The 22,306-nt window shown below is 61.3% G+C and carries 23 protein-coding genes and 1 tRNA gene; 8 read left to right on the top strand and 16 right to left on the bottom strand.

Annotated features, from left to right (window positions below; genetic code table 11):
• Nucleotides 1-676: 676 nt before the first annotated feature.
• Nucleotides 677-898 carry a hypothetical protein gene (locus LOZ74_RS05475; protein ID WP_011413785.1) on the bottom strand — a complete coding sequence of 74 codons (222 nt, stop codon included), beginning with the start codon at nt 896-898 and terminating at the stop codon, nt 677-679.
• Between the two features lie 342 nt (nt 899-1,240).
• Here LOZ74_RS05475 and LOZ74_RS05470 point away from each other — a divergent pair, with 342 nt between their 5' ends.
• Nucleotides 1,241-1,504 carry a DUF6437 family protein gene (locus LOZ74_RS05470; protein ID WP_011413784.1) on the top strand — a complete coding sequence of 88 codons (264 nt, stop codon included), beginning with the start codon at nt 1,241-1,243 and terminating at the stop codon, nt 1,502-1,504.
• A gap of 65 nt (nt 1,505-1,569) precedes the next feature.
• Here the strand turns inward: LOZ74_RS05470 and LOZ74_RS05465 are convergent, their stop codons facing one another.
• The 6 genes from LOZ74_RS05465 to LOZ74_RS05440 form a co-directional block, all read right to left on the bottom strand.
• A complete protein-coding gene (locus LOZ74_RS05465; RefSeq protein ID WP_011413783.1) occupies nt 1,570-1,968 on the bottom strand; it encodes a single-stranded DNA-binding protein in 399 nt (132 codons plus the stop codon).
• A 274-nt stretch (nt 1,969-2,242) separates the two neighbouring features.
• Nucleotides 2,243-2,506 (bottom strand): hypothetical protein, encoded by a 264-nt coding sequence (locus LOZ74_RS05460; RefSeq protein ID WP_011413782.1) that lies wholly within the window; start codon nt 2,504-2,506, stop codon nt 2,243-2,245.
• A gap of 69 nt (nt 2,507-2,575) precedes the next feature.
• Nucleotides 2,576-3,511 carry a DUF2493 domain-containing protein gene (locus tag LOZ74_RS05455; protein ID WP_230293231.1) on the bottom strand — a complete coding sequence of 312 codons (936 nt, stop codon included), beginning with the start codon at nt 3,509-3,511 and terminating at the stop codon, nt 2,576-2,578.
• Between the two features lie 219 nt (nt 3,512-3,730).
• Entirely contained in the window at nt 3,731-4,171 is a 441-nt protein-coding gene (locus LOZ74_RS05450) for a hypothetical protein (protein WP_090481503.1), read from the bottom strand.
• A gap of 11 nt (nt 4,172-4,182) precedes the next feature.
• Complete coding sequence (locus LOZ74_RS05445; protein WP_170002882.1) at nt 4,183-5,112, bottom strand: ArdC family protein; 930 nt, start codon at nt 5,110-5,112, stop codon at nt 4,183-4,185.
• Nucleotides 5,113-5,333: 221 nt separating this feature from the next.
• Nucleotides 5,334-5,723 carry a helix-turn-helix domain-containing protein gene (locus tag LOZ74_RS05440; RefSeq protein WP_007163748.1) on the bottom strand — a complete coding sequence of 130 codons (390 nt, stop codon included), beginning with the start codon at nt 5,721-5,723 and terminating at the stop codon, nt 5,334-5,336.
• 75 nt (nt 5,724-5,798) lie between these two features.
• On the opposite strand from LOZ74_RS05440, the gene LOZ74_RS05435 reads away from it, so the two are divergent.
• From LOZ74_RS05435 to LOZ74_RS05425, 4 genes are read left to right on the top strand one after another with little or no spacing between them, the layout of a single operon-like run.
• Nucleotides 5,799-6,146 (top strand): mercuric transporter MerT family protein, encoded by a 348-nt coding sequence (locus LOZ74_RS05435; protein WP_007163747.1) that lies wholly within the window; start codon nt 5,799-5,801, stop codon nt 6,144-6,146.
• Entirely contained in the window at nt 6,139-6,351 is a 213-nt protein-coding gene (locus LOZ74_RS18250) for a GDCCVxC domain-containing (seleno)protein (RefSeq protein ID WP_081432306.1), read from the top strand. Before LOZ74_RS05435 ends, LOZ74_RS18250 begins: the two co-directional genes overlap by 8 nt.
• A complete protein-coding gene (locus LOZ74_RS05430) occupies nt 6,344-7,675 on the top strand; it encodes an NAD(P)/FAD-dependent oxidoreductase (protein ID WP_011414915.1) in 1,332 nt (443 codons plus the stop codon). Before LOZ74_RS18250 ends, LOZ74_RS05430 begins: the two co-directional genes overlap by 8 nt.
• Entirely contained in the window at nt 7,672-8,064 is a 393-nt protein-coding gene (locus tag LOZ74_RS05425; RefSeq protein WP_011414916.1) for a hypothetical protein, read from the top strand. The genes LOZ74_RS05430 and LOZ74_RS05425 overlap by 4 nt, the downstream gene beginning before the upstream one ends.
• Nucleotides 8,065-8,293: 229 nt before the next feature.
• On the opposite strand, the gene LOZ74_RS05420 is transcribed toward LOZ74_RS05425, so the two are convergent.
• From LOZ74_RS05420 to LOZ74_RS05410, 3 genes are all read right to left on the bottom strand, one after another.
• Nucleotides 8,294-10,267, bottom strand: coding sequence for a ParB/RepB/Spo0J family partition protein (locus LOZ74_RS05420; protein WP_230292593.1), 1,974 nt, complete (start codon nt 10,265-10,267; stop codon nt 8,294-8,296).
• A gap of 104 nt (nt 10,268-10,371) precedes the next feature.
• Nucleotides 10,372-14,619, bottom strand: a complete 4,248-nt coding sequence (locus tag LOZ74_RS05415; protein ID WP_230293230.1) for a strawberry notch-like NTP hydrolase domain-containing protein — start codon at nt 14,617-14,619, stop codon at nt 10,372-10,374.
• Nucleotides 14,620-14,694: 75 nt separating this feature from the next.
• Nucleotides 14,695-15,603, bottom strand: coding sequence for a toprim domain-containing protein (locus tag LOZ74_RS05410; protein ID WP_230293229.1), 909 nt, complete (start codon nt 15,601-15,603; stop codon nt 14,695-14,697).
• 144 nt (nt 15,604-15,747) lie between these two features.
• On the opposite strand from LOZ74_RS05410, the gene LOZ74_RS05405 reads away from it, so the two are divergent.
• Together LOZ74_RS05405 and LOZ74_RS05400 are read left to right on the top strand one after the other, a co-directional pair.
• Nucleotides 15,748-16,344, top strand: coding sequence for a lytic transglycosylase domain-containing protein (locus tag LOZ74_RS05405; RefSeq protein ID WP_011413770.1), 597 nt, complete (start codon nt 15,748-15,750; stop codon nt 16,342-16,344).
• Nucleotides 16,320-16,544, top strand: coding sequence for a DUF5818 domain-containing protein (locus LOZ74_RS05400; protein ID WP_192895895.1), 225 nt, complete (start codon nt 16,320-16,322; stop codon nt 16,542-16,544). Before LOZ74_RS05405 ends, LOZ74_RS05400 begins: the two co-directional genes overlap by 25 nt.
• Nucleotides 16,545-16,551: 7 nt before the next feature.
• On the opposite strand, the gene LOZ74_RS05395 is transcribed toward LOZ74_RS05400, so the two are convergent.
• The 3 genes from LOZ74_RS05395 to LOZ74_RS05385 form a co-directional block, all read right to left on the bottom strand.
• Nucleotides 16,552-17,805 (bottom strand): integrase arm-type DNA-binding domain-containing protein, encoded by a 1,254-nt coding sequence (locus LOZ74_RS05395; RefSeq protein ID WP_011413769.1) that lies wholly within the window; start codon nt 17,803-17,805, stop codon nt 16,552-16,554.
• 178 nt (nt 17,806-17,983) lie between these two features.
• Nucleotides 17,984-18,060: transfer RNA gene (locus LOZ74_RS05390), tRNA-Met, on the bottom strand.
• Nucleotides 18,061-18,182: 122 nt separating this feature from the next.
• Entirely contained in the window at nt 18,183-18,701 is a 519-nt protein-coding gene (locus tag LOZ74_RS05385; RefSeq protein ID WP_230293228.1) for a 2'-5' RNA ligase family protein, read from the bottom strand.
• A 306-nt stretch (nt 18,702-19,007) separates the two neighbouring features.
• On the opposite strand from LOZ74_RS05385, the gene LOZ74_RS05380 reads away from it, so the two are divergent.
• A complete protein-coding gene (locus LOZ74_RS05380; RefSeq protein WP_230293227.1) occupies nt 19,008-19,418 on the top strand; it encodes a sugar transporter in 411 nt (136 codons plus the stop codon).
• Between the two features lie 3 nt (nt 19,419-19,421).
• Here LOZ74_RS05380 and mltG read toward each other — a convergent pair whose 3' ends face one another.
• The 3 genes from mltG to LOZ74_RS05365 all read right to left on the bottom strand — a co-directional run bounded on the left by mltG (nt 19,422) and on the right by LOZ74_RS05365 (nt 22,077).
• A complete protein-coding gene (mltG, locus tag LOZ74_RS05375) occupies nt 19,422-20,396 on the bottom strand; it encodes an endolytic transglycosylase MltG (RefSeq protein ID WP_230293226.1) in 975 nt (324 codons plus the stop codon).
• 3 nt (nt 20,397-20,399) lie between these two features.
• Entirely contained in the window at nt 20,400-21,662 is a 1,263-nt protein-coding gene (gene fabF, locus LOZ74_RS05370; RefSeq protein WP_230293225.1) for a beta-ketoacyl-ACP synthase II, read from the bottom strand.
• A gap of 178 nt (nt 21,663-21,840) precedes the next feature.
• Nucleotides 21,841-22,077: an acyl carrier protein gene (locus tag LOZ74_RS05365; RefSeq protein ID WP_047821044.1), complete on the bottom strand. Its 237-nt coding sequence runs from the start codon at nt 22,075-22,077 to the stop codon at nt 21,841-21,843.
• Between the last annotated feature and the right edge of the window lie 229 nt (nt 22,078-22,306).

The raw sequence follows: 22,306 nt of genomic DNA, 5'->3' as shown, positions 1-22,306 counted from the left end.
ACTATCCAGCTAAGGTGTCCGGACTTGCGCTTGCGCAGTCCGAAGCCAGGCAGTTCATTATCCCATGTAATCCCGAGCGGAAGTGAGGCTCGACGGGCCACATGACCGGTCAGTTTCAGCTTATTGGATTGGCGTTTGTGGGTGACGGCTGTGCCTTGCCCACCCACAGATTGCCGGTGGGTTAGAAATTTCGAACTATCTGTTTTTACTAGGTTTTGCTCCATAAATGCAGCTTAGGCTGCGTACGGTGTGCCTCAGTCTCCAATTGCGCAGGTGGTGAACAGTAATCCTGGCCGTTCTTTCTTAATGGTCATTCCCAAACCTTGCCGCAGGAGCGTGAGCAACCATTTGCATTGGCCAATGCCTGCAAGCGAGCTTGTCGACGCTCCTCCCTCAGCAAGAGACTGCACCTGCGCAAAAGGGGCCGGCAAAGGACCATGTGTGAAGCGGCAGGAACGGGACCTGTCGGTCCTGCCGCGCGCGCTGGTCCAACCCGGTCGCGGTGCGCAAGTGCGTGCGGGGCCCGGAACACATACACCGCGCCCGCAGGAGCACCGCCGCAGGTGGTGCGGGATCGAGCGCGTCATCAGCCCCGCTCCACATCACGCCCAGGTCGTCCACCAGCGAACACGAAAAGAGGGCAGGAACCGTCACCGGCTCCCGCCCTATTGGATGCTCAGAATTGGTCGAGCATTGCGCCATGCACAGTGTGCACCACACGGCTGGCCAGATGTGCTGGCAAGGCATTGTAGTCACCTTCATCCAGAGCGAAATATCCAAGGTCGTCATCCTCGACGACGTGCTGGTCGAAGAAGCTGTGCAAGGCCCGCTGTTCGGCAGTGGCGAGTGCTTCGAAGTAGCTGTTCGAGTTCGTTTCAAGGTTGCCAAGTGTAGTCATGATTTCCTCCTGATATCTGTCGGTGAGACGACAGGAGGAAGGCGGACGGGCGCGGTGCCGGCGGGTCAGGGATCGCCGGCATGGGCGACCGCGAAGCGGCGGTGGGGGCAACGATTTTGTCGAACCGCAGCGCAAGCGTAGGGGAGGCAAAATGGTGGGGCCCCGCCGTCCTTGACGCGCCGGTGCCGGGCCCGTCACCCTTGAAAGTCAGTGAGCCAGGCCCCTCCCCGCCCGCCAAAAAGCTCCAGCGTGGTCATCTGCGAAAGGACTTTCCTACAGGGTCTGGCCTGTTCCATTGGAGCCTGCGGGAGGAACGCTAAAGGGGAGTAAGGACGAACTCCAATGCCATCGAAACGAAGCGCTGTAGCCGCACTCCAAAAGCTGGAAGCCGACCGGCTGGCACTCGACCAGCGTCAGAAAGAACTCGAGCAACAGGCTGCTCTTGAATTGGGCAGTGTCATACTCGGCACGGGCCTTGAAACGTTCTCGAAGAAGGGCCTGGCAAGATTGGCCGTGGAGCTCGCAAAGCTGGGCGAGGACGAGGCGTTAAAGCGGCTGGGCGCTTCCACATCTTCTCCTAGCTCTCAAGAAGTGCCTGTGAAGTAGAACGAGGAAAGGGGCCCTGTCCGGCTCGGACAGGACCCCTTCGGGAGAGAGATCGACGGGAGAGTTCAGTCGATCTCGGGAGCATCTTTGTTGTCGTCGTTCTCGCCGGAGCCGTTGCCGCGGGAGAGGAAGTCGACCTTGTCGGCGAGGATTTCGGTGCCGTAGCGGGTGACCCCGTCCTTGTCCTCCCACTGGGTGTAGTGGATGCGGCCCTGGACGCTGACCAGCTGGCCCTTGGAGCAGTACTGGCCGACGGTCTTGGCAAGGCCGTTGAAGCAGGTCACTCGGTGGAACTCGCTTTCCTTGGCGGTGTAGCCGTTCTCGTCCTTGTATGTCTTGCCGTCCTTGTCCCGTGCTGGGCGATCGGTGACGACGGTGATCCCGGTGACGTTGGTGCCGCCCTTGGTCTCGCGGGTGTCGGGCTCGCGGGCGATGCGACCGGTGAGGATTGCGATATTGGTCATGGTGTAAGTCCTTCAGTTCCTCAAACCGGAGACCATCTCCGGCTTGCGAACATCCAGAAGAAGCAGGGCATGGGAGGACTGCACCGCAGGAGCGAAGCTCCAAGGGAAACCTGTTCATGACGGGTGGTGCGGGCAGGCGCGCGAAGCGCGACAACACGGCCGGAAAGGAACGGGTTGCCGTCCTCAGCTGACCTAGTTCAGGACTGTTCGCGAAGAAAGCCGGATGGGTATCGGGTGTGGGCCTGAAGGCTCGCGTATTCCCAATGCAATCAGCTTACCCATCGCCTTCCGATGCTGCCAGGAGATCCATGAAGTTGCGAGCTGCTTGCCGGTCTTCCTCGTTTTCGAACGCCACATCAAGATCGGGGGCGGATCCGAACATGTGGAGGAATGACCACAGCGCAAAGCGCTTGCCCCGGTCCTCCTCAAGGCCGAGATCGACCCGGCAGTGCTCAATGCCGGCTGCAAAGGTATCGGGAGAAACCCCGGAAAGGTCGGTGGTGGCAAAGTAGCGCTGCAGCAGATCGTCAAGTTGCATGAGCAGTTTATAGCCGGGTCTGTGCCGAATGGACATCGCGCCATGAAGATGCAGATGATGAAGGGCCCCTCAGGACCCAGGCGAGGTGCCCAAGAGGCCGCGACGATCGACCACGGTGATCCGGCGCGTCTTAGCATCGATCACCAGTCGTTCGGTGACGCCATTGCCGGGAAAGGCGACGACATAACGCGGATTGAGCGAGAGCATCTGCTCGTTGCGCTTGAATCCGGCGCGGGCACCAAGCCGACGATCAAGTGAGTAGGTCAGTTGCTGTACTTCGCGGCGCTCGGCCCAGCTCGCGGCCAGGCGATCGGCACCCTTGCCGTCGCCACCATGAACCAGGAAGAGATCAGGAACCACATCGCAAACCTTGTCCAGCGTCGCCCAAACATTTTCGGCATAACGCTTCGCATCCTCGGCGCTCTCGAAGCTTTGGCGACCACCGGCAAAGACTACCGGAGTGCCCTCCGGAATCAGGGCATGACGCCGGTTCTCCGCGCGTGCGCGCAGGAAATCGCGGGCATCGATCACGGCCGATGTGAGATTTCGCGAATGGTTCGTGCGCGAGCCGGAAACGGGCTTCCACGAGGAACCGGTCTCGTCGCGATAAAGTGCTGCCGTCGCCTCGCGCATTTGCTCGAAGGCCAGCATGCTGGCTTCGGCAGCCTGCGCGCGCTCGACCTGCTCTTCCAGATTGCTCGAATGCACTTCGGATCCATCAGCGGATGCCAGCAGAGTCCGGATCTCGTCGCTGGCCCGATCCAATTGAGCCGACTTACGGCTGGCTGCGCGGTGAAAGAGATTGACCATGCCCCAGGCAATATCCTCGGCATCAGCCTCCAAAGCAGTGTCGGAAAACATCGCGAAAAGGTCGGACCATACGGCGCCAAGTGTCTGGTCGATCGCGTCCTCGCAGGGAAAGTCGGTTGCATTGAATGGGGCGGGCCTGATGCTGAGGCTTGAAAGGTCAAGGCCGCTCAACTGGTCGATGAAGCTGTCGTACATGGGGTGTCTCCTGATCGCGGGGACAAGGAGAGGAGGCACCATTGCCTCGGCCCTGTCCGCCGGAGCCCGATCAGAGCCGGGAGAAGGGGCGAGACGCACCGCGCAGCGGGAAACCTGCGGCCCTAGGCTGGCGCGGGCAACACGGGCCGACGGGCCGCAGGTTGCGGCTCGCCACGACCGGCCCAAGGGCCTCTCCCGGCGGACTGGGATGAGGCAGGATCAGGACCCGCTGTCGCAGGTGGATCGGGAGCGCTCGAAGATCGCTTCACCATTCGAGAACCGCCCAACCAGGCGCAGCTCACCAAACAGGTCGATGAACTTTCCTGACACCTGGGCGAGCCAGTGCCGTGCCCTTGCCGTTCTTGGGATGTAGAAATCCGCCTCCCAGTACCGGGCATCATCGCGTTCGGCGAGCCAGATCGCGGCGAGCCCGCAATAGGTCGATATGCCGCAATCGGCGAAGGCGTTTCGCAGGAGGATGCGGTCCTCGCGGCCGCGCCATCCATCGAAGCGTTCAAAGGAAGGAAAGGTCGCCTTCGTGATATCGATGACCTCGTCGACCAGGCACTCGTAGACCCAGTCGACATCGCCGCCTTCGCCCTCATCAAGCAGGCGAAAGGCCACCACGGAGCCAGTTGGATAGCTGACGGAACGTCCCATCTCACTGCTCCTCAGGCTGCATCAGCGAGATCGATGTCGGCCTCGCTATCGCAGGATTGGTGACCCCCAAGCTCGAGCAACAGGCTTGCCGCTTCCTCGGCCTTGGCCGCAGCGGTCAAGATCGCGCGCTCGTCCGATTTGAGGATCTTGAGCCAAGACGCGATGTAGCTGGCGTGATGGTCGAGATGGGTAACAGGAAGACCCAGTTCTGCCCCGAGAATGGCCGAGGAAAGTTCGGCGATCAGTTCCTCGGCGGCATAGGCGTCGCTGCCGAAGCGGTTCTTGAGATCGCGGTCGAGCCGCGAAGAGTGACCCGTCCAGTGCGAAAGCTCGTGTGCGAGCGTCGCATAGTATTGGTCGTAGGCTTCGAAGAGTTCGGCTGGCGGCATGGTGACCCGGTCGCGCAACGGCTCATAGTAAGCCTGCGCGCCATGGTGGCGCAGGTCTGCGCCGACATGAGCAAAGAAAGTATCAAGGCGATCTTCTCGTCCATAGGGCTCCAGCGCGGCAACCAGTGGCTCTGGATGGTAGAAGTCGGGGAGGCCGTCGCACTGGTCGGCATTGAACACGGCATAGGCCTTGAGCACGCGCCGGTTCTCGGTGTCAGCTTCGCCTTCGGCGCTCTCGACCTCCTTGGTGTAGCTCTTGTAAAAGATTGCGATGGTCGACTTTTCGCCCTTGCGGACCTGTCCGCCGAGCTGCTGGCACTGGCGGTAGGTCATCCAGTAGGGCGAGGCGTAGCCACAGCCATCGGCCACCGTCCACAACCAGAAGGTGTTCATCCCGCGATAGGGGGTCCCGCAGGAGCGTAAGGGCCGCGAAACCGGTACGCCACGCCACGGCTTGACCCAGGGCTTTGTGCCTTGCTCGAGCTTTTCGATGATGGCAGCGGTAATGCGCTGGGCTGGCGAAGTCGAAGCACTGCGGCGATACTTGGTCATGGGAGTTCTCCTGATGGCCGGGACGGACATATCCCGGCTCAGGATGAGCAAAGCTGCCTCCTCTCTCCTTCAATGATGACCGTTATGCGCCCCAATTCTGGTCGTAGGCCGCACATTGCAAGGTGCCCGAAAGCGGACCGCTTGCTTTTCTGATCCGGCAGGCTGCGCCAATTTTGAGTGCTGGGTGGAAACCCGTTGGTCTGTAGCTTGAATTCGCTGGGCTAGCCTTCGCCCGCGAGGCTTTCCAATACCGGGCACCGATCATTGCTCGTGGTGCCACATTGCTCGATCAGTTTAGCGAGAGCGTTCTCCATACGCTCAAGGTCGGCCCGCTTCGCACGGATGTTTGCGAGGTGCTGTTCGGCGATCGATTGCACCTCATCGCAACGCACTTCCTGACCTGGCGTTAAGTCAAGCAATGCCCGCACCTCTTCGAGGGAAAATCCGAGTTCGCGCGCGCGCCGAATGAAGCGGAGGCGCTCCGTGTCGTGAGGACCATAGTCGCGGTAGGCGCCCCTTCTCGGCGGAGCATCGATAACGCCTATCCGTTCGTAATACCGGATTGTCTCGATGTTACACCCGGTCCGCTTCGCCACTTCGCCAATTTTCAAAGCCAACCTCTTGAGTCTGTAGTTGCTACAGACTGTAAATAGGTGTGCGAATCGAGGTTTGCAAAAGGACGATCGATGCGCGGCATCAGCACATGGTGGAACGGATTGGCGACGGGCGGAGGTATCTTTGCAGCCTTCGGGGCAGCTGCATGCTGTGCACTGCCCTTGATGCTCGCGTCGGTGGGTGTGGGCTCGGCGTGGCTTGGCAGCATCTCGCCGGTCCTGGCCCCCTATCGCGTCCCGTTGCTGACCCTGGCGTCGGCTCTTCTTCTCGCTGCGACCCTCCGTTTGCTCTGGCAGTTTCGGCAGGCACGAACATGCCCGGCGGACAGTGCATGCGGATCATCGACTTATCGAGCGCTGACCGCCATAGGAATTGCCATCGGTGCGGCGCTGCTGACAGGTGCCTTCCTCTATGGCTGATCCGATCCTGATCTCGCGCTTGCGCTGTCCCGAATGCGGTCATGAGGAGGACATGGAAATGCCGACCAACGCTTGCCTGTTCTTCCATAACTGCGCGGGTTGCGGCGTTCGCCTTCAGCCGCTCCAAGGCGATTGCTGCGTGTTCTGCTCGTACGGCACCGTTCCCTGCCCCCCAATACAGGAAGGGGATTGCTGCCATGGCTGAGGCTTTCGATTTCGTCGCCATCGGATCGGGAACTGCTGCGCAGGTCGCGGTCCACCAGATGGCCAACGCCGGGAAGCGCTGCGCGGTTATCGATTATCGGCCTTACGGTGGCACATGTGCGCTTCGAGGGTGCGACCCGAAAAAGATGATGGTGAGCGGAGAGGAAGCGCTCGCGGCATACAGGCGAATGAAGGGGAAGGGCATCAAGGGCTCGGTTTCAATTGATTGGGCCGACCTCCAGGCATTCAAGCGCAGCTTTACCGACCCCGTCCCTGAAAAGCAGGAAGCTCGCTACGAGCGTAAGGGCGTCGCGACTTTTCACGGCGCGGCACGCTTTGCTGGCCCCGACAGGATCGTGATAGGCGACCGGGAACTGAGTTTCTCGCACGCTCTTATCGCAACGGGAGCAGAGCCTCGACCGCTTGGGATCGAAGGTGAGGAATTGCTGATTCACAGCGATGCATTCCTAGAACTCAAAACCCTTCCAGATCGGATCGTATTCGTCGGCGGCGGATACATTGCCGCAGAATTTGCCCACCTCGCCGCGCGCGCCGGTGCAAAGGTCACAATCTTCCAACGAGGCCGCATTCTGAAAGCCTTCGACCCTGACACGGTCGATTGGCTCATGCCAAGTTTCGATGATCTCGGCATCGAAATTGTGGACGCTGAAGTGGACCGCGTAACGAAGAAAGGCAGCGTGCTGACCGTCCATGCTGGCGACCGCAGGATCGAAGGGAGCCTGGTGGTGCACGCTGCCGGAAGAATCCCTGCGATCGGCTCGCTCGATCTGGAGGCGGGAGACGTCGCCTGTGACGCGGGTCGCTTGGCACTTACCGCCCAGCTACGGAGCCAAAGTAACCCCAAGGTCTTCGCGGCAGGTGACGCTGCTGCAAATGGCCCGCCACTGACTCCAGTCTCCAGTAACGATGCCAAGGTCGTGGTAGAAAACATACTCGATGATACCGGTCGAACTCCGAACTATCGAGGGGTGCCAAGTGCACTTTTCACGGAGCCGCCGGCGGCCAGGGTCGGAATGCTGGAAAGCGAGGCGCGTGAGGCAGGGCTGGATTTCACGGTGCATGCTGGCTCGCACCCTGGTTGGTTCTCGGCGAGGCGGCTGAACGAAGAGATCTACGGCCACAAGCTGCTGGTCGAGAACGGAACGGGACGCATCCTTGGAGCCCACTTGGTCGGCCCTGACGCCGACGAGCTCGTCAATATCTTCGGCTTGGCCATGCGCCATGGGCTAAACGCGGACGACATCAAATCTACCATGTTCGCTTATCCGACGGCGGCCTCCGATGCAGGGTATATGTTGGGATGAGCAACGCGGAAGCCACCAACAAGCGTGACTTGGCCGCCAACCGTCTGCACCGTATCCTAATCTGGGGCGTGCCGTTTGCGGCGCTAATCGGCCTAAACTTTACCGCAGAACTTCTGCAACCGAACGAGAGGGTGGAAATCGCGGCGGTGCTGTTCCTATGGATGGGGGCGGCGTGCTCGTTAAACGCTTTGCGTTGCCGTCGGCTTCACTGCATGATCGCAGGGCCAGCATTTCTGATTGGTGCTGCGCTTTTTGCCATGGTGGCATTCGGCTTGGCTGATTTCGGGAAACACGGTCCAAGCGTCATCATCTGGGTCACGTTTGGGGTAGTTGCTGGCAGCTTTATCGCCGAACGGATAGCAGGGAAGTATTGGCGAAGACCGGCGTAAGCTCAGGTTTCTGTTCACAGCGAAATAGAAACGAGACCCTCTCCACCAAGAACCTTTCCAAAGCGAACACGAGCGGGTGGTCTCGATCAAGCAGACTGCCGTCTGCTTCTGCTGCGCAGTCGCCTGGGAGCGGACTGTTAGCAACCGGCCCAAAATTTGACATGGAAAAGGCGGCCCGTCCCGATTGGGACGGACCGCCCGCCGAGTGACCTGGACCTGTCAGGAGGGGTCAGGCAGCCTGCTCGGCAATTTCGTCAGTTGCTTCCACGTTGGCCGCCTCGTCGCCTCCGTGGTCCGCCAGTTCGGCTTCTTCAGAACCGGCGAAACGCATTATAGGTGGAACCCAGGCCTGCGCCCGTTCCTTGACCTCGGGCTCGCCAATGAAGTTGCCGGAGAAGATGCGCTCGGCAGCGCTCGCCAGTTCGGCCTTCTTCGATGCGGCATAGCGACTGACGAGTTCGGGACCGCCGGCGCCATCGAGCGCTTCGAGCGTGCGAGCCTTGGCCACGCGGTCGAAGTAGTTGGCCGCCGTGGGACGCCACCAATGCGCGGTCTCGATTTCAAGTAACGAGCCAAGCGCCTCGTGCAGCGGCACCGAACGTTCGCCTTCGCACGCAAGGCTTGCAACTAGAGTGCGCGAGACGACATGGCCGAGCCAGGCCGAACGCGCCTCATCGGAAAGCGCCCGGAACCTCGCAAACCGCTTCACGTCGCATTCACCAGCACGCCAGCTTTCATCGAGCGACCCGGCAAACTCGGCCAGGGCAGCGCTCGCCGGCGCATCCTTGGCCTCAAACCCGGTGACCGGGCCGGAAGCGACAGAGCCGACCAGCGTCGACGCTTTCTTGGCGCGCCAGTCATGTCCATCGACATCGGCAAGCGTGAAGACCATGAAGTCGAGCGCCAGTGCCGGATCGTTGGCGAGATGGATCGCAAGGATGTCGCGGCGCTGCATGGCCAGTTCGTCGAGCAGGCGCTGGGACAGCGAGCTGCCCTTGGGCTTCGCCGCTCCACTTTCCTCGATTGCCTCGACAACACCTTCGTCAGCGATGACTTCGGTCTCGGTGTAGAACTGCGGGACCAAGGTCGGCTCGCCATTGCGCGAGAGGACTAGGAAGGCACCAGCCTCGGATTTCAGTTCGTCAGCGAGGACCGGCGGCCGGTCATTGAGCGCGCGCATGGCCCGGTCGATGACGACCAGTTCGCGTTCGGCTTTGGCGATCTCCTCTTCGTCGCTGTCCTCGTCTTCGAGCACGGCGGCGACGCGGTCGTAGTCGGCCTCAAGTTCTCCGAGTTCCCGTACTTCCTTTTCGGTCATCGGCGCAGGTTCGCAAGGCAAGCGGCTCATACCTTCGACAAGGTCATGGCTGACATAATTGCCAAGCGTCGGACGCACCCAGGCAAGGCCAAATTCGAGCGCGGCCTTTCCTGCGGCTTCTTCCATGGCTTTGTGCGCGAGATCCTCGAGCAGCGCGACATCGATCCAGCTTTCACTGGCATCATCATCGAAAAGTTCGCGCTCGATCCGGCCACCCGCTGCGATGTAGGCATCGCGTCCGACGAGCACAGCTCGCGGATCGGAACCGCGCACCGTGGCATCAAGCACCATGCGGCGGATCGTGTCGGGCGTGATCTGGTACCAGGCGTCCTGCAGCTCGGCATAGACATGCGCCTGGCGCTCGACGTCGGAGATCGCGCCGTAGGCCTTGGCCATGTCGAGCGTGATCGTGCCTTCGGCGAGCGCTTCGAAGACGCAGGGTGCCAGACTTGCCAAACGCAGGCGCCCTTCGACGAACCGGAGGGTGAGGCCGAAGCGGCGCGCCACGTCTTCGGTGGTAGCTCCTGCTTCGATGATGGAGGCGAAGGCCTGTGCCTCGTCGGCCGGGTTCATTGCGAGTCGCTGGAAGTTCTCGGCAAGGCTGGCTTCGCGCACTTCGCTTTCCTCGCCTTCGATGACGAGGCAGGTGACTTCGTGCGTGTCAGGCAAGGTGCCCTCTTCGGCCAGCGCCTGCAGCGCGGCGAGCCGGCGACCGCCAGCCTCGACCTCGAACTTGCCGCGCTTTCCTTTGCGCACGACGAGGTTCTGCAGCAGGCCGCGCGCGGCAATGTCTGCCCGCAGCTGGAGGTCGGCCAGCACGTCGCTCGACTTGCGAACGTTACGCGGGCTCGGGACGAGCTTCTTCAAGGGAATCGACTGGATCATGGGTGTTCTCCTGATGGAATGAAGGCGCAGGTGAGGATCACGAGGCCCACAAGCCCAAAGGGCTCCCTCCACTCTCATTCTGAGACTGGCGTCGGTCCGAGGGATCAGGCGGCAAGTGCGGGGAGGACCAACGAGGCTCCGGAAACTGGCACGAACAGCCGCGTGCGGTAACGGATGATCTCGGTGAAGCAGCCCTTGTTCTTGTACCAGTCGAGGCGATCGGGCGAGAATCCGGTCAGTTCAAGGCGCTGTTCGCCGCCAACCAGCGCACGCTTCACTGTGAGTGGATCGTGGCTTGCGAGGCCCAACGGTTTGCCGCTGGCGAGGACGAGGTCGCCGATCTGATCGGGTGCCGGTCCGACAACCCCGGAAAGGCCAAAGGTCTCGGCAATTGCGGCGAGATCGACATTGAGCACTTCGCGGCCGATGATTGACTGACCGTCCTCGGCAACGAGCCGGGTAACGCGGACATGATCGCCGGGGAGGCGCTTCCAGACCGGAAGCAGAAGTCCGGTGGCGAGATGGACGCGCTCGGTCACCGGTGAAGCGGCGGCCTCCTCTTCCTCGGCCCGCCAGGTGCTGGTGAACGCGGTGACGCCAATTTCTTCCCAGTGGCTCTCAGCGAGTGCCTCGAATGTCCAGTTCGCGGACTTGAGCGGGCGTAGCAGGCGTCGGCGTTCGATCACGGCCCCGTCGTCGGCGATGAGGCGACGGGCCGGAACCGAGAGCGCGACTTTGCCCGAGCGCGCATTGCGCATCGGGATCGCATGCAGGTTGCCAATCTCGTGCATCCGGACGAGGCGCTGCAATTGCAAAGGCCGAAGGTACCTCGTCACTTCGAGCGAGATGAGACGTGTTTCTGCTCCGGTCACGGGGTCGGTGCGCAGGAGTTCATCTGCCAGGACCGTGAAGCGATCGACCCTGACAGTCTCAAGCCCCTGGTCGAGCGTTCCGGCTTCGCGTGCGGCTTCGATCCGCGCTTCGACGAGGCCAAGATATTCGTCGAAGATCGCGTTCTGAAGCGCGATCGGTAGCGCGAGAATGCGATTGAGCCAGCGCTGGATGGTGGGGAGATTGTCGGTCAGCCCGCCATCGGGGCTTTCAAGCCGGAGGCCGGTGCGCTCGACGAAGTTACCGAAGCTCGTGGCTTCGAGCTTGCCGTCATAGAGCAACTGGAACCAGCGGCTGAGCGCATCTCGCGCATAGTCGCTTTCGAGATTGTCTGCCGGATCGAACAGGTTCTGTCCGCCGGTCTGGCGCTGGCCGCGCGTAAGCGCGCCCAATGCATCGAGCCTTCGCGCAATGGTCGAGATGAAACGGCGTTCGCCCTTTACGTCTGTGGTAACCGGGCGGAACAGCGGGGCCGAGGCCTGATTGGTGCGGTTGGTACGACCGAGCCCCTGGATGGCGTTGTCGGCGCGCCATCCCGGTTCAAGCAGGAAGTGAACCCGGCGTTGCTGGTTCCGGCAGCCGAGGTCGGCATGGTAGGAACGCCCCGTACCGCCCGCATCCGAGAAGACCAGGATGCGCTTGGTCCCTTCCATGAAGCTTTGGGCTTCGGCGACATTGGCGCTGGGGCTACGCCGTTCGAGGCGCTGCTCACCATCGCGGCCCAGGACAAGCCTGCGGGTCCGGCCCGTGACTTCGGCCACGGCGTCGGTTCCGAAATGTTCGATAATCGCATCGAGCGCAGTGGCGATGGGCGGCAGTGCGCAAAGCTGTTCGATCAGCGCATCGCGCGCAGCAATTGCGCGCGGGCAGAAAACGGGATTGCCCTCTCCGTCGCTCATCGCCTCGGAGCGAAGATTGCCGTCCTCGTCGGCGAAGACCTGCATCAATCGTATCGGGAAGCTCTTCGTAAGGTAGTCGATGACGTATTCACGCGGGGACAGATCGATATCGAGAGCTTCGCGTTCTTCCACGGTAAGGTCGGCAAGGCGCCGGTCGAGCATGGCCTCGGCGGTCGAGACCAGCTGCACGACAACCGAATGCTCTTCGCCAAGCGCTACTTCCATCGCGGGGATCAGGCTCGGCAATTTCATCGAAAGCAGGAGCTGGGCAAAGAAGCGCTGCTTGGTGCCTTCGAAGATCGATAGCGCCGCAGTCTTGGCATTGCGGTTGAGCGTGTCGCCGCTGTCCTCGTCGACCACGCGGGTTGCTTCGAGCGCCGCTTCGAGGTTGCGGTGGATGATCGCCCAGGCATCAGCATAGGCATCGTAGATCCGTACCTGTGCTTCGGTCAGGCTATGTTCGAGGATGTCGTACTCGACCCCGGCGAAGGACAGCGCACGGGCAAGATAGAGGCCCTGGGCCTTGAGATCACGGGCGACGAGCTCCATCGCCGCGACGCCGCCAGCGCGGATCTCGGTCATGAATGCCTCGTGGGTCGGAAAAGCGGTCTCGGGTCCCCAAAGGCCGAGGCGGGAAGTGTAACCGAGGTTGGCAATATCCGAAGCGCCAGTGGCAGAAGCATAGAGCACGCGGGCGCGCGGGAGATGGTTCTGCAGCCTGAGGCCCGCCATCCCTTGTTCGGAGCCCTTGGCCTTGCCGCGGATTGAAGAGCCCCCGAGCGCATTGGCCATGGCGTGGGCTTCGTCGAAAGCGATCACGCCATCGAAATCCTCGCCCGCCCAGGCAAGGATCTGGTCGAGCCGCGTATCGTCGGCGCGCCCCGAGCGCAGCGTCGGGTAGGTGACGAAGAGAATGCCTTCGGACATCGTGACGGGCTGGCCGAGTTTCCAGCGCGAGAGCGGCTGGAGATCGAGCGGCAGCCCGCCAAGCGCTTCCCAGTCGCGGCGTGCATCTTCGAGCAGCGCCTCGTTCTTGGTGATCCAGACATGGCGGCGCTCGCCTGCGAGCCAGCGATCCATGATGACTGCGGCGATCTGTCGTCCCTTGCCCGCTCCGGTTCCGTCGCCGAGGAAGAAGCCCTGTCGGTAGGCGTGCCCATTCCCCGACAATTCGAGCGAGGTGCCTTCCTGGCTGACCTTGAAGCGCCCCGGGAGATCGCGTGCGAATGCCTGGGCAGCATAGACCAGTGTCTCGCATTGCGCTTCGGACAAGAGGCCATTGGCCTGCCAATTTGCGGGGAGACGCGGGCTAACGTTCGGCTGCGGAGCCGCAACCGACCCCATGGCGACCGATTCCACGAGTGGGGTGGGATGAACCGGCGCGCCTTCGAAAGCGATTCGGCTTGGCCGGTAAGGTAGGTAGATGCCTGTCTGTTCGGGCACCGGCGCGGGTTCGGCGAGGACCGAATAGGTGAGGTCGATCGCATTCGCTGCGGCTTTTGATGTCGCTGCGAAAGGCGCCAACGGCCGGACCGGCGTGCGTTGGTTCGAAGTCTTGCCAACGAGGCGCAATGGTTTTCCGACTGGCAGGCGATGGAGGTTGGCGGATATATTCGCCCTTGGCGAAAGCTTCGTGACAAGCGCGTGGAGCGCGATCAGGTCGCAGGTATCCCCGTTGATTGCGGGCGAAGACGCAGTCGGCGTCTTGTCGATGACGACCAGGCGAACGGCAATCCCCGTCCCTGTCCGGCGAAACATCTGCTGCAAGCGAACATGGAGGAGCAGCGACGCTTCTTGCTGTGACTTGGCGAAAGTGGAAGCATCGAAGCCTTCGGGCATGATGGCGACTATCCTTGCGCCACTGGCCGCGGCCCGGATTGCACTACGAAGGTGGCGCTGCGCCGTCTCGCCATCCTTGCCGCGTTCTTGGCTACGCGCGAACGGCGGATTCATCAGGACGACCGACGGAATGGGGCCGCGATGCAGGTCGGCGATCAGTTCCCCGTCATGCGCAGTGATCGTGGCCGAAGGGAAGATGTGGGCCAGACCATCTCGTCTTGCCGGATCGATCTCGTTGAGGAGCAGCGAAGCATTCTGGAGGGAGCTCCAGAGAGCGAGGGCGCCATTGCCGGCGGATGGTTCGAGGAGTGTGTCTTGCGCGCATAAAGCTGCAGCCTTCGCCATCAGCCAAGCCAGCATCGGCGGGGTCGAGAACTGCTGGAGCTCGACCTGTGTTTCGCTGCGCACATGCCGCGGCGGCAAGGCTGCTTCGAGCCAGTCGAGCCGCGCGTCGGCTTCGTGCACGCTTGTTGCCAGATCGATGCATGAGGACTCCCTAAGCCAGAGCAGTGCGCCGATCTCGACCGCGTTGTTGTAGTCATCGATGGTCCAGGCGCTTCCCCAGTCCGGGGTGCCGGTCTCTTCGGCGAACAGCCCGGAAATGTCGGCACGGGTAAGATGCCGTCCCGAAGCGAGTAGTTCGGCAACTCGGGTGCCGATAGCGTAGGCCAAAGGCATTGACGGCAACTGCTCGCCGGTGGGAAACAGGTCTGATTGAAACATGGCAATTCGTCCTCCTGATGAAGGCATCGGGACACGCCCTCTGCCGGATCAGGAATTCGAGAAGCCCTCTCTCCTCTACGGCGCCGCCTTGCGGCGCAGCCATGCTGTGAGTTCGTCGTTCCAGTCGGTGTCGTGGGAGGATGGCTTGCGCACATGGATCGTCCGGCCTTCTTGTTCGTAGGCAGCCAGGCCACGCGACGCAGCCAGCTCGCCGCCAGCGTCGTGATCGACGAAGAGATGAAGCTCGGTCACGCTCTCGGGCACACTGACGAGGCCGAAGCGCTCATTCCCGAGGGTCGCCCAGACGGGGACACCGGTGAGAGCATAAGCCGACATTGCGCTTTCAATGCCTTCAGCAAGGCCGAGCTTGCCAGAGGCCGGAGCGAAGAGGCGGACAGCAGATTCACCGAGCGCGCCAAGCGCGCGTTTCGGCTTGTCGAAATCGGCCTTGGCATTGCCCGAAAGGAACGTTCGATGGACGGCAATCGGCCCCTCGTCGAGGCTGACCGCCGCAATCATCGCCGGCAGCAAGCGGGTTCGGCCTTTCGGGCCAAGCGGCGTCCGTGGATGGAAACGGAGCGCCGACGATGCGGCGAGGATGCCGCGGCTCTCAAGATATGCCTTTGCCGGACTGGCACACAGTCGCTCTGCATCGCGCCAGATCCTCAGCGCTGCCGTCGAGGGTTTGCGCGTTCTGGTCGGTTCGGGGCCGTTGGTCGTCGCAGAAGCTGAAAAAAGCGCCGGTGCCTCGAATCCTTCACGCGCCAATGCAGACAACACGCTCTGCTGATCGCATCCCGCAAAGCAATGGAAGAGGATGGCCTGTCGGCCGAGCGACACACCGAGTGACGGCGTGCGATCATCATGCGCAGGGCAGCAGGCCATGCCCTTGGTGCCGGACCACTTGCCGCCCCGGCTTTCGCAGATCTTGCGGGCGGTGTCCTCAAGCGAGGTACGTGACAGGGTTGAATTCGAAACGGGCATACCGGCTCCATCGCCTCACAATTGCCCCTCCAACCGACCCTCTCTCCTCTCGGATAAGCACGCAAAAAAGCGTTTTCCTACACCTATTTGTTCTATTTATGTTCTCTTGCAGATCGAGGCAAGGTGAAAGGTTATGCGATGCGAATGTATCTGGTGGCCTGCGGTTGCGGTGCGCTAGCGATTGCGATAGCGATAGCGATTTCGGGGTCTGCGCGGGCGCGGGAGTTTCAAGTCTTCGACCATGACCTCAGCAAAGTTGAGGTTACAACCGACAAAGGTCTTGGCTTTAACCCGACTGCAATCGACTTGGCCAAACCAGAAGGCGGCAAGGCTTATATCGATAGAAGCTTCAAGGAAGCTTTGTACGAGCCACTCATCCGGCAAGCTGAAGCGCGATACCAATTACCGCCTCGACTGCTTCAGGCCCTGATTTGGCAGGAATCGCGGTTCAACCCGATGGCGATCAGTCCGGCTGGCGCCGCTGGTCTCGCTCAACTGATGCCGGGAACGGCAAGAGAACTCGGTGTCAGCAATCGCCACGATCCGGCTCAGAACATCGACGGTGGCGCGCGGTATCTGAAGCAGATGCTAGAGCGCTTTGGTGCGATCCATCTCGCGCTGGCCGCCTACAACGCTGGACCCGGCGCCGTGTCGCGAGCCGGCGGGATACCGAAAAATCGGGAAACGCCTGGATATGTGAAGAGCGTTATCGACCGATGGATGGCATACAGCTCGATATGACTACGAATCGGAAAAGGATCAGCGGACGGCTCGAGCATCTTCCTCGGGGAGCTGCAATTGTAACCGATGCCGGTGATCACTGGGTTCTTGAAGACTATGAACCCTCAAACGATGACTTCGGATTTGAAGTTACCGCAGAGGGTATTGTCGTCGGGTTCGACCGGCTTCGCGTCGAATGGCTTGGTCAGGTGTCCGCTTAGGAGCAGGTCAAGCGGCCCTCAAGACCGCAATGTTTTGCGGCTTGCCGCCGATGGAGTCGAGGAAGTCTGCCCAATCCTGCAACATTGCACGCCGAGGAGCGAGATATTCGGCAGCATTGTATGCTCCGCGAACTTCGTTTTCTTCGCTGTGTGCCAATTGCAGTTCGACCCAGTCTTCATGATATCGACGGATCCACATCGGGGGATCGCCGACCTCGACAAGCTGCTCATTCGCCCAGGTGCTCGCCAGACCCCTGAAGCCGTGAACAGTTTGCCGCCCGTGGTAACCGAGCCGATAGAGGCCATAGATCATCGTATTCTCTGAGAGCGGCATCTTGGGCTTCTGGCCTGGAAAGACGTATTTACCTTCGGACTTGCTGATCAAATCCTGAGCAAGAGAAGCGGCTTGTCGCGACAGTGGCACGATATGCTCGCGGCCCATTTTCATCCGGTCAGCGCCAATGCGCCATACTGGTGAAGGTCCACCCATATCTTCGAACTCGTGCTTCTTGGCGAATCGAAGCTCCTTCGTCCGCACCCATGTAAGAAGAGCGAAATTCAATGCTGCCCGGGTAATCTCGGAGCGTCTCTCACCCTCTTCTTGATATTGCCCGATCTTAATCATCAGCTCGGGTAGCTGCGCGAGAGGTAGCTTCGCCATATGCTTGACCCGAGGCCGTGGCTTCAGTGCCCCGCGAAGATGCGCAGTAGGGTCGGAATCACAAAGGCCGCTGGCAATAGCGAACTGGAACACCTGTCCAATACATTGCTTTGCCCGCCGACTGATGTCGAGCGCGCCGCGCTCTTCGATTTTCCGAATGACCTTTAGCACTTCTGGTGGAGTGATCTCATGCATCATGAGCTCGCCCAAGTCAGGAAACACATCCTGGTCCATGCGTGACCAGACACGCTTCGCATGCGCGGGATCGAGACTACTTGCTCTGTTCTGATGCCACATGGTGGCGATCGCCCTGAAGGTCTTGGCCTCTTCGAAGTCCCGACCCGGTTTGTGGACCATCGGGTCCCTGCCCTCAGCCAGCACACCTTTGGCAACTTTCTTGAGTTCTCTTGCTGCCGCTATTCCTACTTCGGGATAGGCGCCGAAAGAAAGCAGCTTCTCCTTACCGTGGTAACGGTATTTCAGCCGCCAGAGCTTCGAGCCGTTCTTTTGAACAAGGAGGAATAGACCCTCCCCATCCGCAAGCTTGTATGGGCGCTCTGCCGCCTTCGCTTTTTTGATCTGAATCTCACTCAAGGCCATTGGGGGTATCGCTCCTTTTCGCTACCCCCGGAAAATACCCCCAAAATACCCCCACACCAAATCCGGCTTCAAGCGAATGCAAGCGCACGCAAGCGGACGCGAATCGCTCACATCATTCTGTTTTAATTGAATTTTGCGGATGCATGCGGCCCCAAGCGAACCCATGCGGATTCGAGAATGGTAGCGGAGGAGGGACTCGAACCCCCGACACGCGGATTATGATTCCGCTGCTCTAACCGGCTGAGCTACTCCGCCCCCATGGGCCTTGCGCCGGTGCCTGAAATGGCACGCTGCGCGTCCGGCAGGCGCGCCTCTTAGGGGCAGTGTGCGTGGCGGTCAATATGGGAGTTTGCGGGTTTTTCACGATCGGTCGATTTTCATCGGCCTACCCCGCCCCGTAATGGCCAGCGCCCCGCCGCTTCCCACGGACCGCCACGATAGAAATGAGCCTGCAACGCAGGTATGACGAACGAGCGCGGGGTGAAGTCGGGCTGCAGACGAGCCTGCAAGGCACGGGCTTCTTGCGGGTTGACCTTGTTCTGGATGGTGATGTGAAAACGCGGGCGATGGTCGTCTTGCGCCGTCAGGGAACCAGCGAAACGGTCGGCAATAATATCGCGCAGTTCCATCAGCGGCTCGCTCTCGACCGCCAGCGCCGTTCCGCGACCCAATGACACAATATGTGCCAAACGGGCCGGCAATGGCGCATATTCAGCCGCCAGATCGGTCAGAAATGTGCGCAATTCGCGCTCCAATGACGGCGGTATGGCGTGAAACATGGTCAGATGCGCCGACAGAACGTTTCGGGCTGGCGGAAAATGCGCGCGCCGCAGCCTATCGGCCATAGCGAATATCTCGGGCGGCAAGGCGGCGGTGACAATGATCGGATCGGCCATGCCCTGTCTGATGCCAGCCCGTGCGAAAAGGGGAAACACATCTTGAACGGAGCAAGCGGCGACTGGAGGGGGGAGTGTTGCCGCCTGCCCCGTTCAAACGGTCTCTTGCGGACCGCATTGGTGTTGATACGAGCAGGTGACGCCAGACTGCTTTGGGGGCGTTCTGCATTTCTGCGGGGCAAATTTGCCGTCACCTGCTATGACCCGAGAACGCACGGGGGCTGCCACCCGTTCCGCATCTGCGAAACGGCCTGCCGCCTCTCGCGCACGGCTGGTGCCCGTTCGGGCGATATGGAGGGGGAAACGATGCGCACATTCTGGATCGTCAGCGGGCTGCTGTTCGTATGGGCCCTGATCGGGGACATGGCCTATCTGGCGCAGGTTACCGCCGATCTGGACGAGCTGGCGAAGACCGATCCAATATCGGCCAGCGCGTTCCGCACCATGCCCGAATGGATCTGGGCGGCCTATGCCGTGGCGGTCTGGGTCGGCACTCTGGGTGCCATCGCGCTTTTGCTGCGGCGCAAATGGGCGGTGCCGCTTTATGCCGTTTCACTGGTCGCGGTGATCCTGCAATTCGGCTGGACCTTTCTGACGACCCAGCTGATCGAGGCGAAGGGCGCCGATGTACTGATTTTTCCGGCAGTCATCATCGCGGTGGGCGCATTCTCGCTCTGGTGGGCGATGAAGCATGCGAAATCGGGCGTGCTGAAGTAACGCCTATTCGATCTCGCCCCGCTGGCGGCGCAGTTTGCGCCACGCGGCGACATTGTCGTTATGCCCGTCCAGCGTATCGCTGAAAGCATGCCCGCCCGACCCGTCGGCGACCATATAGATCGCGTCGGTCTTGGCGGGATGCAGCACGGCAAGGATCGATTCCCTGCCGGGATTGGTAATCGGCCCCACCGGCAGTCCCGCCATGGAATAGGTGTTATAACCGTTCACCGCGTCGATCTCGCTGCGGCGGATACGGCGGCCCAGCGGTTTGCCCTTGGTGATAGGATAGATGATCGTGGGGTCCGCCTGTAACCGCATGCCTTTGCGCAGGCGATTGGTATAGAGGCCCGCGACCATGCGCCGCTCTTCGGGAACGCCGGTTTCCTTTTCGACGATCGCGGCCAGCGACAGCGCCTGCTCGGGCGTTGTGACAGGCAAATCCTTGTCGCGCTTGGGCCATTCGGCGGCCATAAAATCGCTCATCGCCTTTTGCATGCGGGCCACCACATCGGCGCGCGCCTCGCCGCGTTCGAAATCATAGCTGTCGGGCAGGACCGAACCTTCGGCAGGCACCGGCACTTGCCCTGTCAGCAAGGGTTCCGCCATCAGCCGTTCGTGCACCATGATAGAGGGCAACCCCTCTGGCACGGTGACAAAGCGGCGGATCACCTCGCCATGCTGCAAGATGTCGAGGATGGTCGCAGGGCTTGCACCCTTGGGGATGGCGAATTCGCCTGCCTTGACCGGATCGCCGCTGGCCAGAATCTTGGCTCGCAACAGGAAACCGTCAGCGGAAGTGATCAACCCTTCCTTTTCCAGCTTGTCCGCCGTCGACGTCAGCGTGGCGCCCGATGGAACGACGAAGCTGGTCGCCTTTTCCGGCCCGGCTCCGCCATACCAACCGGCCATGAACCAGCCGCCCGCGCCCAGCATCGCAAGAATGGCGATGGCAACAAGGACAGCGCAGCCCCGTTTCATGGATCAGTCGTCCACGGCCTTCATGACCAGCGAGGCATTGGTGCCGCCAAAGCCGAACGAATTGTTCAGCACCGCCTTCACCTCACGCTTTTTCGCCTTGTGCGGGACAAGATCGACACCCTCGGTCCCTTCGTCGGGATCGTCGAGGTTGAGCGTCGGCGGAACGATGCCATCGCGCATTGCAAGGATGCAGAAAATCGCTTCCACCGCGCCCGCACCGCCCAGCAAGTGACCGATGGCCGATTTGGTCGAGCTCATCGAAGCGCCGCCCAGATCGTCGCCCAGCACGCGCTTTACCGCAGCCAGTTCGATGGTGTCGGCCATGGTGGAGGTGCCGTGCGCATTGACGTAATCGATGTCGCCCGCTTCCATGCCCGCCTTGCGCAGGGCCATGCGCATCGCGTTTTCGGCGCCCTTCCCTTCGGGATGGGGAGCGGTCACGTGATAGGCATCGCCCGACAGGCCATAGCCGACCACCTCGGCATAGATCTTCGCGCCGCGTGCCTTGGCATGCTCGTATTCTTCCAGCACGACGACGCCTGCGCCCTCGCCCATGACAAAACCGTCGCGGTTCTTGTCATAGGGGCGGCTCGCCTGTTCGGGACGGTCGTTATAGGAACAGTTCAGCGCCTTCGCCTGCGCAAAGCCCGCCACGCCCAGCGGATTGATGGTGCTTTCCGCACCGCCCGCCAGCATGACATCGGCATCGCCGTCCTTGATCATGCGCGCGGCATCGCCGATCGAATGCGCGCCGGTCGAACAGGCGGTCACGACCGCATGGTTCGGCCCCATCAGCCCGTATTTGATCGATACCTGGCCCGAAATCAGATTGATCAGCCGCCCGTGCACGAAATGCGGAGACACGCGGCCCGGCCCTTTTTCGGCCAGCACCAGCGATTCGCTTTCGATACCCGGCAGCCCGCCGATGCCCGACCCGATCGAGCAGCCTGCGCGCAGCTTCAGATCGTCGTCCATGTCGGTAAGCCCGGCGTCTTCCAGCGCCTGCCCTGCAGCATCGATGCCATAGACGATAAAGGGATCGACCTGACGGCGGATCTTGAAATCGACGCGCTTGTCGGGGTCGAAACCATATTCGTGTTCGGCAGGCTTTACCTCGCACGCAATCAGGCATTTCTGCCCCTCGGTGTCGAACCGCGTGATCGGACCCGCGCCCGACTTGCCCGCGATAAGATTGGCCCAACTCGTCTCTACATCACCGCCCAGCGGGGTGACGAGACCAAGTCCGGTAACAACGACACGGCGCATCCAGGATTCTCCGTTATTCCATGGCGCGGGCCTGTGCGCCCGCTGTATTATCTGGCCCGTTCTATTATCTTGCCAGCATCAAACGCAACAGGCCCAGCCCAGCGGGCCGAGCCTGTCGGTCAAGGCCCGAACCGCTAGCGCGGCGGGCAGAGCAAAAATTGCTTCAGACCCTGCGGCCTCAGCCCTTGTGCTCTTCGATATACTTCACCGCGTCGCCGACGGTGGTGATCTTTTCGGCTGCATCGTCGGGGATTTCCACGCCGAATTCTTCTTCGAACGCCATGACGAGCTCGACGATGTCGAGGCTGTCCGCGCCCAGGTCGTCGATGAAGCTGGCGTCCATCGTCACCTTGTCGGCTTCAACGCCCAGATGTTCGACGACGATCTTCTTTACGCGTTCCTCGGTGTCGCTCATGAATAAACCTCTTGGTACTGTGCGCCCCTGCCCCGAGCGTACGCGGCAGGAACGGTTTAAATCTCAGGCGTGGCCCTAGTCGGCCAAAACGCCTCTGGCAAGAGCGCCTGTCAAGCACTGAACAATTAGTGCGGGCGCGCAGGGCGGGGTCGATGCCGCCCTGCGCGGGCAATCCTGTCAAGTTTCGCCCCGCCCCGGGGGGCCAGTTACTCGCTGGCTGATTACTCGC

The organism is Croceicoccus sp. Ery5 (genome assembly GCF_020985325.1).
In the GTDB taxonomy this organism is placed as follows: Bacteria; Pseudomonadota; Alphaproteobacteria; order Sphingomonadales; family Sphingomonadaceae; genus Croceicoccus.
Note: the sequence above shows the minus strand (reverse complement) of the source record. Positions and strands in the feature narration are given on the sequence as shown.